11 protein-coding genes and 1 pseudogene are annotated in these 12,204 nt (G+C 71.1%); 2 read left to right on the top strand and 10 right to left on the bottom strand.

Annotation, left to right across the window (positions count from 1 at the left end; all coding sequences use genetic code 11):
* The 10 genes from JHN45_RS45100 to JHN45_RS45055 all read right to left on the bottom strand — a co-directional run bounded on the left by JHN45_RS45100 (position 1) and on the right by JHN45_RS45055 (position 9,898).
* Complete coding sequence (locus tag JHN45_RS45100; RefSeq protein WP_201055209.1) at positions 1-483, bottom strand: SAM-dependent methyltransferase; 483 nt, start codon at positions 481-483, stop codon at positions 1-3.
* Between the two features lie 31 nt (positions 484-514).
* The gene (locus JHN45_RS45095; protein WP_201055208.1) at positions 515-1,810 is read right to left on the bottom strand and encodes an ATP-grasp domain-containing protein; all 1,296 of its coding nucleotides are present in this window, start codon (positions 1,808-1,810) and stop codon (positions 515-517) included.
* 26 nt (positions 1,811-1,836) lie between these two features.
* Positions 1,837-2,586 (bottom strand): trans-aconitate 2-methyltransferase, encoded by a 750-nt coding sequence (locus tag JHN45_RS45090; RefSeq protein ID WP_201055207.1) that lies wholly within the window; start codon positions 2,584-2,586, stop codon positions 1,837-1,839.
* A 30-nt stretch (positions 2,587-2,616) separates the two neighbouring features.
* Entirely contained in the window at positions 2,617-3,645 is a 1,029-nt protein-coding gene (locus JHN45_RS45085) for a hypothetical protein (protein ID WP_201055206.1), read from the bottom strand.
* Complete coding sequence (locus tag JHN45_RS45080) at positions 3,639-4,697, bottom strand: PLP-dependent transferase (RefSeq protein ID WP_200714510.1); 1,059 nt, start codon at positions 4,695-4,697, stop codon at positions 3,639-3,641. The genes JHN45_RS45085 and JHN45_RS45080 overlap by 7 nt, the downstream gene beginning before the upstream one ends.
* 2 nt (positions 4,698-4,699) lie before the next feature.
* Positions 4,700-6,172: a radical SAM protein gene (locus tag JHN45_RS45075; protein WP_200714509.1), complete on the bottom strand. Its 1,473-nt coding sequence runs from the start codon at positions 6,170-6,172 to the stop codon at positions 4,700-4,702.
* Positions 6,173-6,242: 70 nt separating this feature from the next.
* Positions 6,243-6,749: a tRNA (N6-threonylcarbamoyladenosine(37)-N6)-methyltransferase TrmO gene (gene tsaA / locus JHN45_RS45070; protein WP_200714508.1), complete on the bottom strand. Its 507-nt coding sequence runs from the start codon at positions 6,747-6,749 to the stop codon at positions 6,243-6,245.
* Positions 6,750-6,781: 32 nt separating this feature from the next.
* Complete coding sequence (locus tag JHN45_RS45065) at positions 6,782-7,867, bottom strand: thioesterase domain-containing protein (protein ID WP_201055204.1); 1,086 nt, start codon at positions 7,865-7,867, stop codon at positions 6,782-6,784.
* Between the two features lie 46 nt (positions 7,868-7,913).
* Positions 7,914-9,152, bottom strand: coding sequence for an MFS transporter (locus JHN45_RS45060; RefSeq protein ID WP_200714506.1), 1,239 nt, complete (start codon positions 9,150-9,152; stop codon positions 7,914-7,916).
* The gene (locus JHN45_RS45055) at positions 9,149-9,898 is read right to left on the bottom strand and encodes an alpha/beta fold hydrolase (RefSeq protein WP_201055202.1); all 750 of its coding nucleotides are present in this window, start codon (positions 9,896-9,898) and stop codon (positions 9,149-9,151) included. The genes JHN45_RS45060 and JHN45_RS45055 overlap by 4 nt, the downstream gene beginning before the upstream one ends.
* 196 nt (positions 9,899-10,094) lie before the next feature.
* On the opposite strand from JHN45_RS45055, the gene JHN45_RS45050 reads away from it, so the two are divergent.
* A complete protein-coding gene (locus JHN45_RS45050) occupies positions 10,095-11,642 on the top strand; it encodes an amino acid adenylation domain-containing protein (protein WP_201055200.1) in 1,548 nt (515 codons plus the stop codon).
* Positions 11,643-11,698: 56 nt separating this feature from the next.
* Positions 11,699-12,204 (top strand): annotated as a pseudogene (locus tag JHN45_RS53670) (hypothetical protein); the annotation flags it as partial.

The raw sequence follows: 12,204 nt of genomic DNA, 5'->3' as shown, positions 1-12,204 counted from the left end.
TCAGTAGTAGTGGCGCATGATGTCGGTGGCCCAGGGGGGTTGGGTGGTGGGGTCCTGGGGGCCGAATTCGTGCATGTAGGGCTTGATGTCGAGGACGGGGGTGTTGTGGACGGCGTCGAGGCCCTGGACGTGGAGGTCGAGTCCGTCGGTGTGCAGGAGGCGGCAGCGGGAGACGCCGATGCGGTTGGGGCGGTTCTTGCCGCGCTGGGCGAAGATGCCGACCAGGGGCCAGTCGGTGTTGCCCCGGGGGTGGCGGGCACCGGTCTCGATCTTCTCCACCGGGACGCGGTCGAAGTGGTAGACGACCTCCAGGTGGGAGAAGGCGTCCAGCCCGGCCAGCGCGTCCGGACCGAACCGGCTCCCGTCCAGCCGGATCACCGCCTGCACCCCGCCCCAGTCGTCGTCCCGCACCTCCTCCCGACCACCGACCACCCGACCCACCGGAACCGACACCACCCCGGCCGAGGTGCTGCTCTCAGACATCTTGCTGTGCCTTTCGTCGGAGGATCATGTGTCACGCGGCGCCCGAGCGTACTGCAGGGGCGGGTGCGACGCCGTACCAGAAGAGTTCCATGCGGTTCTGCAACAGCCCCAGGATTTCCCGGAGTTGGGCGTGGTCCGGGGCGGTTCCGTACACCACGCCGATGGCGCCGAGCGTGCCTTGGCGCCAGTCGCCGGAGCGGTCGTCCGGTGCGGAGACCTCGACCAGATCGACGCCGGGCAGTTCCTCCAGCGCCTCGACGAGCGAGAGCGGTCCCGGGGTGACCGGGTCGGCGGGCGGGATCAGCAGGTACTGGAAGGCCACCGGGGCAGGTCCCCGCCCCGGCAGCAAGGGCTCCGGCACCGACACGGGGAGGCCAAGGGCCAGTCGCAGCGCCGCCGCCACCATGTCGTAGCCCGTGCGGCGTTGCACGATCTCGGCCACGAAGCCGCCGAGCCGTCCGTTGACCTCGATGATCCGCGGGCCGTCGGTGGTGAGCTTGACCTCGGTGTGGGTGATGCCGTGCCGGATGCCGAGCGCCCGTACCGCGGCCTGTTCGAGCTCTACGACGTCCGCCGCGAGGGCGGCCGGGACCGGCGCGGGCAGGATGTGTCCGGTCTCCCTGAACGGCGGGACGAGCGGGGGCTTTCCGGTGACGGCGACGGTCCGGGGCTCGCCGTCGACGATCAGGGACTCGACGGAGACGTAGTCGCCCCACCCCCGGTCCGCGTGCCCGGGATCTCCCCGCAGGTACTCCTCCAGGACGAAGTCCCTCGGCGCGTTCCCGGTGAACTCCGCCAGCCGTTGCCGGCACTCGTCGGCCGATCCGATCAGACAGGTGTCCACGCTGCCCGCCCCGTGCCGCGGCTTGAGCACCGCGGGCGTGCCCGTGACGGCGAGGGCGGCGGCGCAGTCGTCCGGCCGCCGGAGCAGGACGCACTGCGTGTGCTGCACGCCGTGGTCCGCCAGGACCCGCCGCTGCCGGAACTTGTCGGTGAGGGCGTCGACGGTCCCGGCGGAGTGGAAGGGCAGCCCGCAGTGGGCGGCCACCGCCGCGGTGAGCCGCAGACGGTGTTCGCTGAAGGTGACGATCCCGTCGGGAGACAGCCCCGCGGCGAGCCGGCCCACCTCCTGCGCACCGAGGCCGGTGATGTCCACGACGTCGGCGTGCGCCGCGACCTGGCCCAACTCGGCCTTGAGCGCCGGGTGTTCCGGCTCGCACAGCAAGACGACCCGGCACAGCCGCCGCGCCGCCGACAGAACGCGCAGCGGACCGGCGGAACCCCGGTCGTGGACGACCAGGAGCGTGGGGAGAGCGGAGTCTCGCACGGGGATGCCTCCGTGACGGACGGGCCCTAGGCCCGGCGGGCGGTGATGTTCAGGCGGACGTAGTCCACGACCGGTTCGGGGAGGCGGGCGGCGACCGCGTGGACGAACTCCTCGTGGTCGGACTCGGGGAGACGGTCCAGGTGGGAGCCGAGGACCACGGTGGCCAGGTAGCTCCACAGCTGCTCGCCCGGATCGAGCCGTGCCGGGTCGGGCAGGAGGTTGACCTCGATGTCCGTGAACCCGGCGTTCCGCAGCCGTTCGGTGGTCTCCTCGACGCCGGCGAAGTACCAGACCTTCTCCTTCTCGGCCGGCGCGCCGAGCACCTCCTCGACGGCCGCGTTGATCTTCGCGACGTTGCCCTCGCCCCCGCACTCGGCGACGAACTGCCCGCCGGGCCGCAGGTGTCGGGCAAGGTTGTCGAACAGCGCCGCGTGGTCGGTGATCCAGTGGAACGTGGCGACGCTGGTGATCACGTCGACCTGGCCGACGACCGGCAGGGGCTTGGTGAGATCGGCCTGTACGACCTCGACCCGGTCGAGGCGGTCGGCCAGCTTCACCCGGAGCTGCTCGAGCATCCGGCCTGATCCGTCGACCCCGATCACCCGGCCCTCCGGCACCAGGTCGAGCAGCGAGGCCGTGTCGCGCCCCGTGCCGCAGCCGGCGTCGAGGACGGTCTCGCCGCCCTTGAGGTTCAGCCGGCCGAGGGTGCGCTTGCCCCATCCCTGGTGCGGCAGGGGAAGCGAGTCGTACGTCTTGGCGTCCCATTCACGGGGCACGGTGCTGCTCCTTCGTGTTGTTCGCGCGGTTCACGCGGTGGTGGGGTTCGGGTCGACGCGTACGCCGTCGAGGACAAGACCGACCTCGATCGGGTGGGCGTCCCTGACCAGCCGCAGGGCGTCTCCCTCGGCGAGCCAGCGGCGCACGGCCCCGACGGGGTCAGGGCCGCACGGGTCGGCGGGCAGCAACTGGACGAGGATGTTGCGCAGTCCGGCCGGCGAGTCGTCGGCGGAGTAGGGCCCGCGCAGGTCGACACGGCCCGAGGTGTGGACGGAGGCGGTCGGCCCGCCCGGGCCCGGGGCGTCCGGGGCCGTGTAGCCCAGTGCCTCCGCCGCCAGCGCGGTCAGCACGTACTCCTGGGCGCTCGGCGCGAGATCGGCGCCGAAGAGCTGCTTGGGCTGGTCGGACTCGGCCTGTGCGCCGTCCACCTCGGCGAGCACATGGGTGCCCACCTCCCACATCACCCGCGCCGCACACCGCCGGGTCGACCCGCCCGGCCCGGACCCGCCCGGCCCCGACCCGGCCGGGACCGGCCGACTGGTGAGGTGCACGTCCTGGGCGGTCTGCACGACGGCCTTGATCTCGTTGGGCTCCGCGAGCGTGTGATGGGCGCTGCCCCGCTCACGCGCCGCCGCGACCGCGCGCCGGGCCTGCTCGACGGAGACGTCCCCGTCGATCCGGATCTCGTACGACAGCACGGCCGGCCCGCCGTCCGAGCCGAACTCGACGCAGGGCAGCACCTCGACGAGGGCGGGACCGCACCCCTCGCCGGTCAGATGGGTGACGACGCTGTCCGTCACGGACGCGCCGAGCGCGACCAGCAGGGAACCGACCGGATCGAGGCAGTCGCCGCCGGCGGACGGGCCCCAGCGCTGCTCGATGCCGAAGGCCCGGGCGACCCTGGTGGACCCCAGCCGCATGGGTTCGGTGTCCACCCGGCAGCGGTCGGGGGACGTGGGGTGCGCCACCACGCCGATGCTGAGCTGTGCCTCCCACGAGTCCTCGCGGATCTGCTCGGCCAGGGCCTGCCTGGCGCGCAGATCGATGCCGTTCAGCATCGTTCTCCTCCGTTCCCGCTCTGGGCGAGGCAGGCGTCCAGGGCGCGCCGGAGCCCGCGCAGCAGCCCGTCGCAGTCCTCGACGCCCACCGACAGACGTACCAACTGCCGGGAGACGCCGGCCTCGCGGCGCACCCGCTCGCTCAGGTGGGCATGGGTGGTGCGGGCCGGGACCCGGGCCGCGGTGGCCAGTGCCGTGCCGTCCGAGCGGCAGGCGTCCAGCACTCCGGAGAGGTCCCGGATCCCGGGCCGGACCTCGAAGGACAGCAGCCCGCCGAAGCCCTGATGGGTCTCCAGGGCCCAGGGCGCCTCGTCGAACGACGGACGGTGCACCGTCTGTACGGCGGGGTGTTCGCGCAGTGCCTCGGCGACGCGCTCCGCGTCCCGCCGCTGGGCCGCCAGGCGCAACTGCAGGGTGGGCAGGGAGCGTTCCAGCAGATGCGCCGACCAGTTGTCGACCTCACCGCCGAAGCGCGCGCACTGCTCCTGGATCCGCGGCAGATACCGGCCGATGCCGGTCACCAGGGCGGCCTCCACGTCGCCCCAGGCGTCCAGATAGGGGGACGTGTTCTCGACGACGACCACGGCGCCGGTCTCCAGGGGCCGCAACTGGGCGGGCGAGAGGGCGGTGTTGTCGACGACCAGCAGCAGGTCGTTCATCTGGGCGTGGATGGCGATGTCGTTGAGCGGATACAGCCGCATCAGCGGATCGCTCAGGGACTGCGTGTACACGACCTGGGTCGCGGCTTCCACGGCCGCCGTCACCGCGTCCAGATCGGTGCAGTCGACGAAGGTGACCGTCCGCCCCAGGCCGGTGAGCTCCTCGGTCAGGACACCGCGCAGCGGGTCGCAGGTCTGGTCCGAGGCGACGATGTGACCCCCCGGATTGGTCAGCGCGAGCAGGACGGCCGTCGTGGCGGCCACATGGCCGGGCACCAGCAGCGCCGCCTCGGCTCCGTGCAGGGCGGCGAACGCGTCCTCGACCCTGCGCCTGGCTCCCCGGGAGTTCGGCGATACGGCGGACGGCGCGGTCGTCTCAGTGGTCTGTCGCATGGTCACCGCCGGCACACGGGCGCGTCGGAGAGGCCGATGCGCTGGTGGAAGTAGTGGAAGATGATCTCCTCGTGCAGCGCCTCGCCGTCCAGGGTCGGCTTCAGCGCGGCGCCGTCGGCGACCTTCTCGACGAGCCCGCGCTCCAGCAGCTCGGCGAACGCGGAGGCGAAGGGCTCCATGGTGAGCAGGTCGGCGCCGAAGCGCTGCCGGTAGCGGTCGAGGACGATCGGCTGGTTGGCCTTGAAGTTGAAGCCGAGCGCGGTGCCGATGGCCTTGTGTCCGGAGAGCCGCCGGCCGAAGTTGAGCGGCAGGCCCTCGTTGTTCTGCATGAAGGAGACGTACTTGCTGATGTCGGTGACGTTGTGCGTCTGGAGGAACTCCTCCTGGTCACCGGTCAGCCAGCCGTAGGCCCCGGGACCGTACGCGATCATGGTGTTGTAGTGCTCCCACTTGTTCTTCGACGTCTGCGGGATGTTTCCGCCCTCGTACGTCCCCGGGCGGCTCCACCAGCCGCAGGGGCTCGGGTGGTAGCCCTGCTCCAGCAGGACCTCGACGGCCTCCTGGCGCATCGCGTACGTCGAGTCCAGATCCGGGAACCGGCCCTCGGTGATGAGGCGTTCACGCACGGCGGGGTTGTTCCAGACCGCCCGGTTGCCGATGCCCATCTCCTCGCGGTCCGCGTTGCGCAGCCGGTAGATGGTGATGGTCGGGACACCGAGATCGGTGAGGATCCGCATGTCGCGGCGGACCGACTCCGGGGTCTGGTACGGCAGTCCGAACATCATGTCGACGTTGAAGGGGCAGCCCGTCGCCAGCAGGTTCTCCACGGCCTCGACGGACTGGGCGGAGGAGTGCCGGCGCTTGGTGAAGTCGTTCACCTCGTCCTGCAGGGACTGCACGCCGAGGCTGAACCGGTTGAAGCCCAACTCCCGTGCCGTCTCCAGGTGATGGCGCTGGAAGTTCTCGGGGTTGCCCTCGATGTTGAACTCGACGTTGTCCGCGAGGTCGTAGTTCTCACGCACGTGCCGGACCAACGGCTCGATGAAGTCGGGGCTGTTGAGCAGCAGGGCCGCGGTGCCGCCGCCGATGTAGAAGGACTCGACGGACGCTTGGGGTATCCAGTCGAAGCGGTCCAGATAGCGGCGGGACTCCTCGATCAGCAGCTGGGACCAGAGGCTCAGCGCGGAGTCCTCCTTGCCGCGTGGCACCAGCCGTTTCACGTAGTTGCAGAAATGACAGATGTAGTTGCACAGCGGGAGGTGGAAGTACAGGTGCGCCGGGAGCCCCGCCCCGGGGAACGCGCCGTACTCGGCGGCGAGTTCGTCGCTGCCGAGCCGGTCGCCCTCGTTCGAGGTGACGTTGATGTTGTACTCGTCGCGAGGGATCTGCAGCTGCGGGTTGCGGTCGAGGAGGCGGCCGAGGTTCAGTTCGAGGTCGACCGGGGTGGAGCCGTTGCCGGTGGTGAGGATGGACATGGTGGTCTCCTTGGCTGTGGACGGAACCCGTGCCGGCTTGTGGCCGGATCAGGGCAAGAAGCCGAAAGCGTCAGAAGTAGTAGGCGGACATCGCCTCGTGGAGCCATGCGGGTTCCCGTACGGCCCCGCTGTCCGGCGCGAAGAGCCGCTGGTACGGCTTGACGTCCAGGACCGGGGTGCCGTCCAGGGCGTCGAGTGCGCGTACGTGCAGGGTGAGGCCGTCGACGCGGACCAGTTCGCAGCGGGAGACGCCGAGCCGGTTGGGGCGTTCCTTGAGCCGCTGGGCGAGGATGCCGAGCCGCGGCAGGTCGGTACGGCCCCTGGGGTGGACCGCTCCGGTGACCGCGTCCGACTCGGGGACGAGATGGAAGTGGAAGACCACTTCGAGATGTGAGAACTGCTCCAGACCGGTCACGGCCTCGGGCCGCAGCACGGTGGGGTCCAGCTCGATGAGCGAGGTGACCCCGCCCCAGTGATCGTGCCGGGGCACGGCGCGGGGGGAGCGGACCACACCGATCGGCCGGACGCTGTAGGAGGTGGGGGTCGCGTCGGGTTCCTGTGCCTGCTGTCGGGACATGGTGCGGGCGTTTCCTTTCCGGACGAGGGCGGTCAGGTCAGGGGCGTGACCGTGTCCAGGAGGTCGACCTGCTCGCGCAGCCGGCGGCCCAGGACCTCGACCTGGCCGGGCTCGACCATCGTGAAGTGGTCGCCCGGCACGTCGCAGACCACAGCCCGGGCGGCTACGTCCCCCCACCCGAGGTCGTCGGGGAGCGTGCCGCCCTCCAGGGAGCGGTCCGTCACGCGGAAGACGGTGACGGTGCCGTCGTAGGGCTTGATCCGGTAGGCCGCGAGGGCGTCGAGGTTGAACTGGTACATGTCGATCATGCGGCGCAGCCGGTCGGCGTCGAAGTCGGCGGGCATCGTGCCCGCGGCGACGGCCCGCCGCACCAGCTCCGCGGCCCGGGTGTCCGGGTCGAGACCGCGCAGCCAGTCGATGTCCAGGTCCAGCTTGAGTCCGCGCCAGAGCAGGGCCCGCAGGGCGAAGTCCGGGTCACCGCTGGGTTCGACGGTGATCCGGGTGTCGAGCAGCCCGACGAGACCGACCCGCTCGCCCCGTTCCCGCAGCCGGCGGGCGGTCTCGTAGGCCAGCAGGCCGCCCATGGAGTAGCCGATCAGATTCCATTCGGCGCCCTCGGGATGGACAGTGCTCAGCTGCTCGATGAAGGCCTCGGAGATCTCCTCGATCGAGGAGAGGGGTTCCTCGCCGGGCAGCAGACCGACCGACTGCACGGCCCAGAAGGGCTGGTCGCGTCCCATGGCGCGGGCGATCGGCGGATACAGCAGCACGGTCCCGGACACCGGCGGCAGGGCGTAGACGGGGCTGCCGCCCGAACCGGCCTGGATGCGCACCAGTTGGCCCGGACGGTCCGCCGTGCCGCGGCGGACGATCTCGGCCAGCTCCGCGACGGTGGCCGCGGACAGCAGGTCGGCGGCGCTCAGATCGACCTGGAAGAGCCTGCGCACCTCCACGGTGAGCCTGATGGCGAGCAGCGAGTGGCCGCCCAGCGAGAAGAAGTCGTCGTGGATGCCGATGTCCGTGCGGTTGAGCAACCTGCGCCACACATCGGACAGTTGGAGCTCGATGCCGTCACGGCCGAGGCCGGTGGACGGCACGGTGGATTCCCGGTTGACCATCGTTTCCCCCATCAGGTGGTGTCGGTTGTACGGCGCCCCGAAGCGCTCAGGCAGCGGTGACCGGCGTCGCACCCGCCGCGTCCGCGACGGCCCGGCGCCGCTGGGCCCACCGCACGGCCGGTGCCATCGACAGTCCGCCGGCCAGGAACACCGCGCCGAGCACCAGCCAGCCGGGCCTGCCCCAGTCGATGAGGAGCAGGGTCAGCGAGACCGGGCCGAACATCTGGACGGCGGCGATCCCGGTGTTGAACAGGCCCTGGTACTGGCCCTGTTTGTCCGCGGGGGCGAGTTCGTAGCCGATCAGCCAGGAGCCCGCCGACTGCACCATCTCGCCGTGGACGTGCAGGGCCGCGGCCACCACCAGCACCGCCGTCGCCGTCACCGCACCGCGGCCGGCCGACAGGGCGAAGGCCACGCAGCAGGCGAGCAGGACGACACCCGCCACCCGGAAGGCGCGGACCGCCGGTTCCAGGGCGTCGATCTTCTTGGTGACGGGCACCTGAAGGGCCACGACGGCAAGGGTGTTGAACAGCAGCAGCACGGCGGTGAGCGAGTGCGGCGCGTCGGTGCGCAACGCGATCCACAGCGGGAGGATCACCTCCAGGATCGGGATGTGCAGCAGCATCACCATGTTGATCAGGGCGAGGACCGCGTAGGGGGTGTCGCGCAGCACCGCCAGCCGCGGCTCACCCGGCGGACGCTCCGGCGAGGGCGGCACCGCGGGCAGCCGCAGGAACAGCAGTCCGCACACGACGAAGCTCAACGCGTTCCCGGCGAACGTGAGTTGATAGGCCGCCTTGGTGTCCCACAGCAGGGCGAGACCGCCCAGCGCGGCTCCCGCCGACACCCCGGCGTTGGTGACCACCCGCACCTTGGCGCGGACGCGCACCAGACTCTCGCCGCTCAGCACCGCCGGGATCAGCGCCTGGCGCGCCGCGTGCGCACCGCGCTCGAAGAGCGCGTACAGGAAGGCGATCACGACGAACAGGGGGTACGAGTCGGTCGCGAGGTACGCGGCGGTGGCGAGGCCGGCCAGGATCAGGAGCGCCGCCGCGGTACCGCGCGGGCCCCTGCGGTCGGCGAGATGGCCGAAGGGGACTCCGGCGAAGAGGCCCGCGATCCCGGCGATGCTGAGCCCGAGACCCAGTTCGGCCGGTGAGAAACCCACGATCCGGATGAAGTAGAGGGCGGAACACGTCAGGAACACGCCGTTTCCGACGGAGTTGGCGAGTGTGCCGAGCACCAGGGTGCGTGCGGGCCCCTCCTCGACGAAGGAGGATTTCATGGTGTTTCTTTCTCTTCGTGGGACGCGGGGAAGCGGTCGCGGTAGAAATCGCGCATCGCGGAGGTGATCTCGTCCGTATTGCGGTGGCAATCGGCGTGCGAGCCCCGGATGAATTCCAGTCGCAGGGCCGCGCCGTCGCGCCGGGACAGACGCTCCCGCTCGTCGGCCAGGATGTTCCGGCTCTCCTCGGCCGCCAGCACCAGGACGGGAATGCCCAGCCGCTCCAGCAGATCCGGCAGGTGTCCGAAGTCGTAGGTCCAGCGCAGCAGACTTCCCTCGGCCCACTCGTCCGCCACGTGCAGGGCGGGGTGCGCGTCGAAGGACTGGTCGATCACGACCAGGCTGCGGACCCGGGACGCACCCCAGGTGACCGCCGAGACGGCCGCCACCAGGCCGCCGTACGAGTAGCCCACCAGGTGCAGTTCGCCGGGGAGGGCGTCGGCGAAGCGGTGCACGTCGGCGGCGAAGTCCAGTACCGAGTAACCCCAGTCGGGCCGGTGGCTGTCGCCGTGGGCGCGCAGGGAGGGGTGGACGGCCACCGAACCCGGCGGGCAGAGCGCGTCGCCGACCGGCCGCAACTGCCCCTTGTCACCGCCGAATCCGTGCAGCAGCAGCATGCTCCCCGGCGCTCCGCCGGCTCCGGGCAGCCCGGGGACGGCGTCGTAGTCCAGCAGCTCTATACCGCTGCCGTGTCCTGCCAGAAGCGGTCTGGGAAGAATGCGTGCTTCCTGTTTGAAGGCCCTCATCGCACCAACCCCCTCGAATGTCCGGCCGACCCGGCCCCGATAAGATTCACGATCGATGGCCCGTGAAGTCAACGCCGGTCGCCGTCCCCGGATCTGGGTACGTGACACCAGGTATGAGGGACCCGTATATCTGCTGTGGGCTGCCGGGAATTCGGCCGCCCAGGGTTTTCCCACCGGCAGATCTGGAGTGCCTTCCATGGGAGTCGGACTCATACACCAGGCCGTCGCGCACCAGGCCCGGACGGCGCCGGAGGCCCTGGCGGTGGTGGACGGCGACATCCGCCTCGACTACGCGACGCTCGACGCGGTCGCGGACGACTGGGCGGGGCACCTGGCAGCGGCCGGCGCCGGGCCGGGCACGCTGGTCCCGGTGCAACTGCCGCGATCCGCCCGGTTGTACGTCGCGTTGCTCGCGGTGCTCAAGTGCGGCGCCGGCTACGCGGCCCTGGACCCCAGATGGCCGCGCGAGCGGGTCGACGACGTACTGCGGCAGCTGGACGCTCCCGTCCTGGTGACGGACCTGGCGGAGACGTCCGCACGGCAGCCGGTGTGGCGGCCCCCGGCCGAACTGTCGGCTCCCGGCGGTGCGGACGACGGCTTCCGCGCGTACGAAGGACCGGAGGACACGGCCGCGGCGGTCTTCTTCACCTCCGGCACCAGCGGCACCCCCAAGGGCGTGGTGTCACCGCACGCGGCCACCACACGCCTCTTCGCACCGGACGGGCCGCTCGCCTTCGGCCCCGGCACCGTCATGCTGCAGGCCGCCCCGGCGTCCTGGGACGCCTTCTCCCTCGAACTGTGGGGCATGCTCACGACCGGCGGCACCTGCGTCACGGCCAGGGACGACTACCTCCTGCCCGACACACTGCGGCACGCGATCGACACCCGCGGGGTCGACACCGGCTGGCTGACGGCCTCCCTCTTCAACCTCTTCACCGAGATCGACCCCGACTGCTTCCAGGGCCTGCGACGCCTCTACATCGGCGGCGAGAAGCTGTCGACCGCCCACGTCGGCGCCTTCCTCGACCGGCACCCGGGCATCCAGCTGCTCAACGGCTATGGCCCGGTGGAGAGTTGTGTGTTCGTCACCGTCCACCCCATCGCCGCACCCGACTGCGCCGCGGCGTACGGCGTCCCCATCGGCCGCGAGGTTCCCGGAACCGCGGTGCACGTACTGGACGACGCCGGCGCGGTCTGCGCACCGGGTGCCGTGGGCGAACTGTGCGTCAGCGGGACCGGCCTGGCACTGGGATACCTCGGCGACCCGGCCCTGACCGGAGCCCGCTTCCAGGAAGCCCGGATCGCCGACGCGCACCTACGTGTCTACCGGACGGGCGACCGCGGTTTCCGCGACACCGACGGTGTCCTCCACTTCACCGGCCGCACCGACCGGCAGGTCAAGATCCGCGGCTACCGCATCGAGCCCGAGGAGATCGAGGCGCACGCGGCCGGCCTGCCGGGGATCACGCACTGCGTGGCCGTCCCCGTACCAGGACGACTGGGCACCTACGAACGGCTCGCGCTCTTCTACACCTCCGCCATCTCCGCCATCTCCACCACCTCCGCCACCGAGGACTCCGACCGCACCGACGGCACGGACGACTCCGTGCTGCTGCGCCGTTCACTCGGCCTGCTGCTGCCCGCCCACGCGGTGCCGGACGTCGTACGGCGGGTGGAGAGGCTGCCGGTCACCGCCAACGGCAAGGTCGACCGCTCCGAACTGCTGGCCCTGCTCCCGGGCTGACCGTTCCCCCTCGCCTGCCCTGAATGAGAACCCGACCCCCAGAGAGGCTCTGTTCCATGCCCGTCATCACCCTCATGTCGCCCGACCCGAGCCCGGGCGGCACGGGCCTGGCCCAGGTCGCCAAAGCGGTCACCGGGCTGCTGCGCATTCCGGTGGAGCACTGCTGGGTGACCTGGCAGCAGCTGGACGCCGACGCGTCGCACCGCCCGGAATGGCAGCGCGCCGCCGCGGGCTCGCGCGCCCCCATCGGCTTCGTCACCTGCAAGGAGACGTACCCGCAGGAGACCGTGGAGCGGCTGTTGCGGCTGCTGCGCGACGAGTTGAGCACACTGCTCGGTGTGCCCGGCGACGAGATCTATCTCGCCGTGCACCGTGCCGTACCGGGCGAGTTGCTGATCCGGGGAGACGTCTGGGCGGGAGACGAGCAGCGCCCCGCCGGGGTGGTGTCGGTTCCGGTGGGTCGGGTGGTCGGTGGCCGGGAGGAGGTGCGGGACGACGACTGGGGCGGGGTGAAGGCGGTCATCCGCCTGGATGCGACCTTGTTCGGTCCGGACGCGCTGGC

The sequence above is a fragment of the Streptomyces sp. MBT53 genome (genome assembly GCF_016654115.1).
In the GTDB taxonomy this organism is placed as follows: domain Bacteria; phylum Actinomycetota; class Actinomycetes; order Streptomycetales; family Streptomycetaceae; genus Streptomyces.
Note: the sequence above shows the minus strand (reverse complement) of the source record. Positions and strands in the feature narration are given on the sequence as shown.

What these genes read in the sequence shown, in the direction of transcription:
- JHN45_RS45085 (WP_201055206.1), bottom strand. Translation starts at nt 3,645, where the DNA reads ATGCTGAACGGCATCGATCTGCGCGCCAGGCAGGCCCTGGCCGAGCAG.
- JHN45_RS45080 (WP_200714510.1), bottom strand. Translation starts at nt 4,697, where the DNA reads ATGCGACAGACCACTGAGACGACCGCGCCGTCCGCCGTATCGCCGAAC.
- JHN45_RS45065 (WP_201055204.1), bottom strand. Translation starts at nt 7,867, where the DNA reads ATGGTCAACCGGGAATCCACCGTGCCGTCCACCGGCCTCGGCCGTGAC.
- JHN45_RS45060 (WP_200714506.1), bottom strand. Translation starts at nt 9,152, where the DNA reads ATGAAATCCTCCTTCGTCGAGGAGGGGCCCGCACGCACCCTGGTGCTC.
- JHN45_RS45050 (WP_201055200.1), top strand. Translation starts at nt 10,095, where the DNA reads ATGGGAGTCGGACTCATACACCAGGCCGTCGCGCACCAGGCCCGGACG.
- JHN45_RS45055 (WP_201055202.1), bottom strand. Translation starts at nt 9,898, where the DNA reads ATGAGGGCCTTCAAACAGGAAGCACGCATTCTTCCCAGACCGCTTCTG.
- tsaA (WP_200714508.1), bottom strand. Translation starts at nt 6,749, where the DNA reads ATGTCCCGACAGCAGGCACAGGAACCCGACGCGACCCCCACCTCCTAC.
- JHN45_RS45075 (WP_200714509.1), bottom strand. Translation starts at nt 6,172, where the DNA reads ATGTCCATCCTCACCACCGGCAACGGCTCCACCCCGGTCGACCTCGAA.
- JHN45_RS45100 (WP_201055209.1), bottom strand. Translation starts at nt 483, where the DNA reads ATGTCTGAGAGCAGCACCTCGGCCGGGGTGGTGTCGGTTCCGGTGGGT.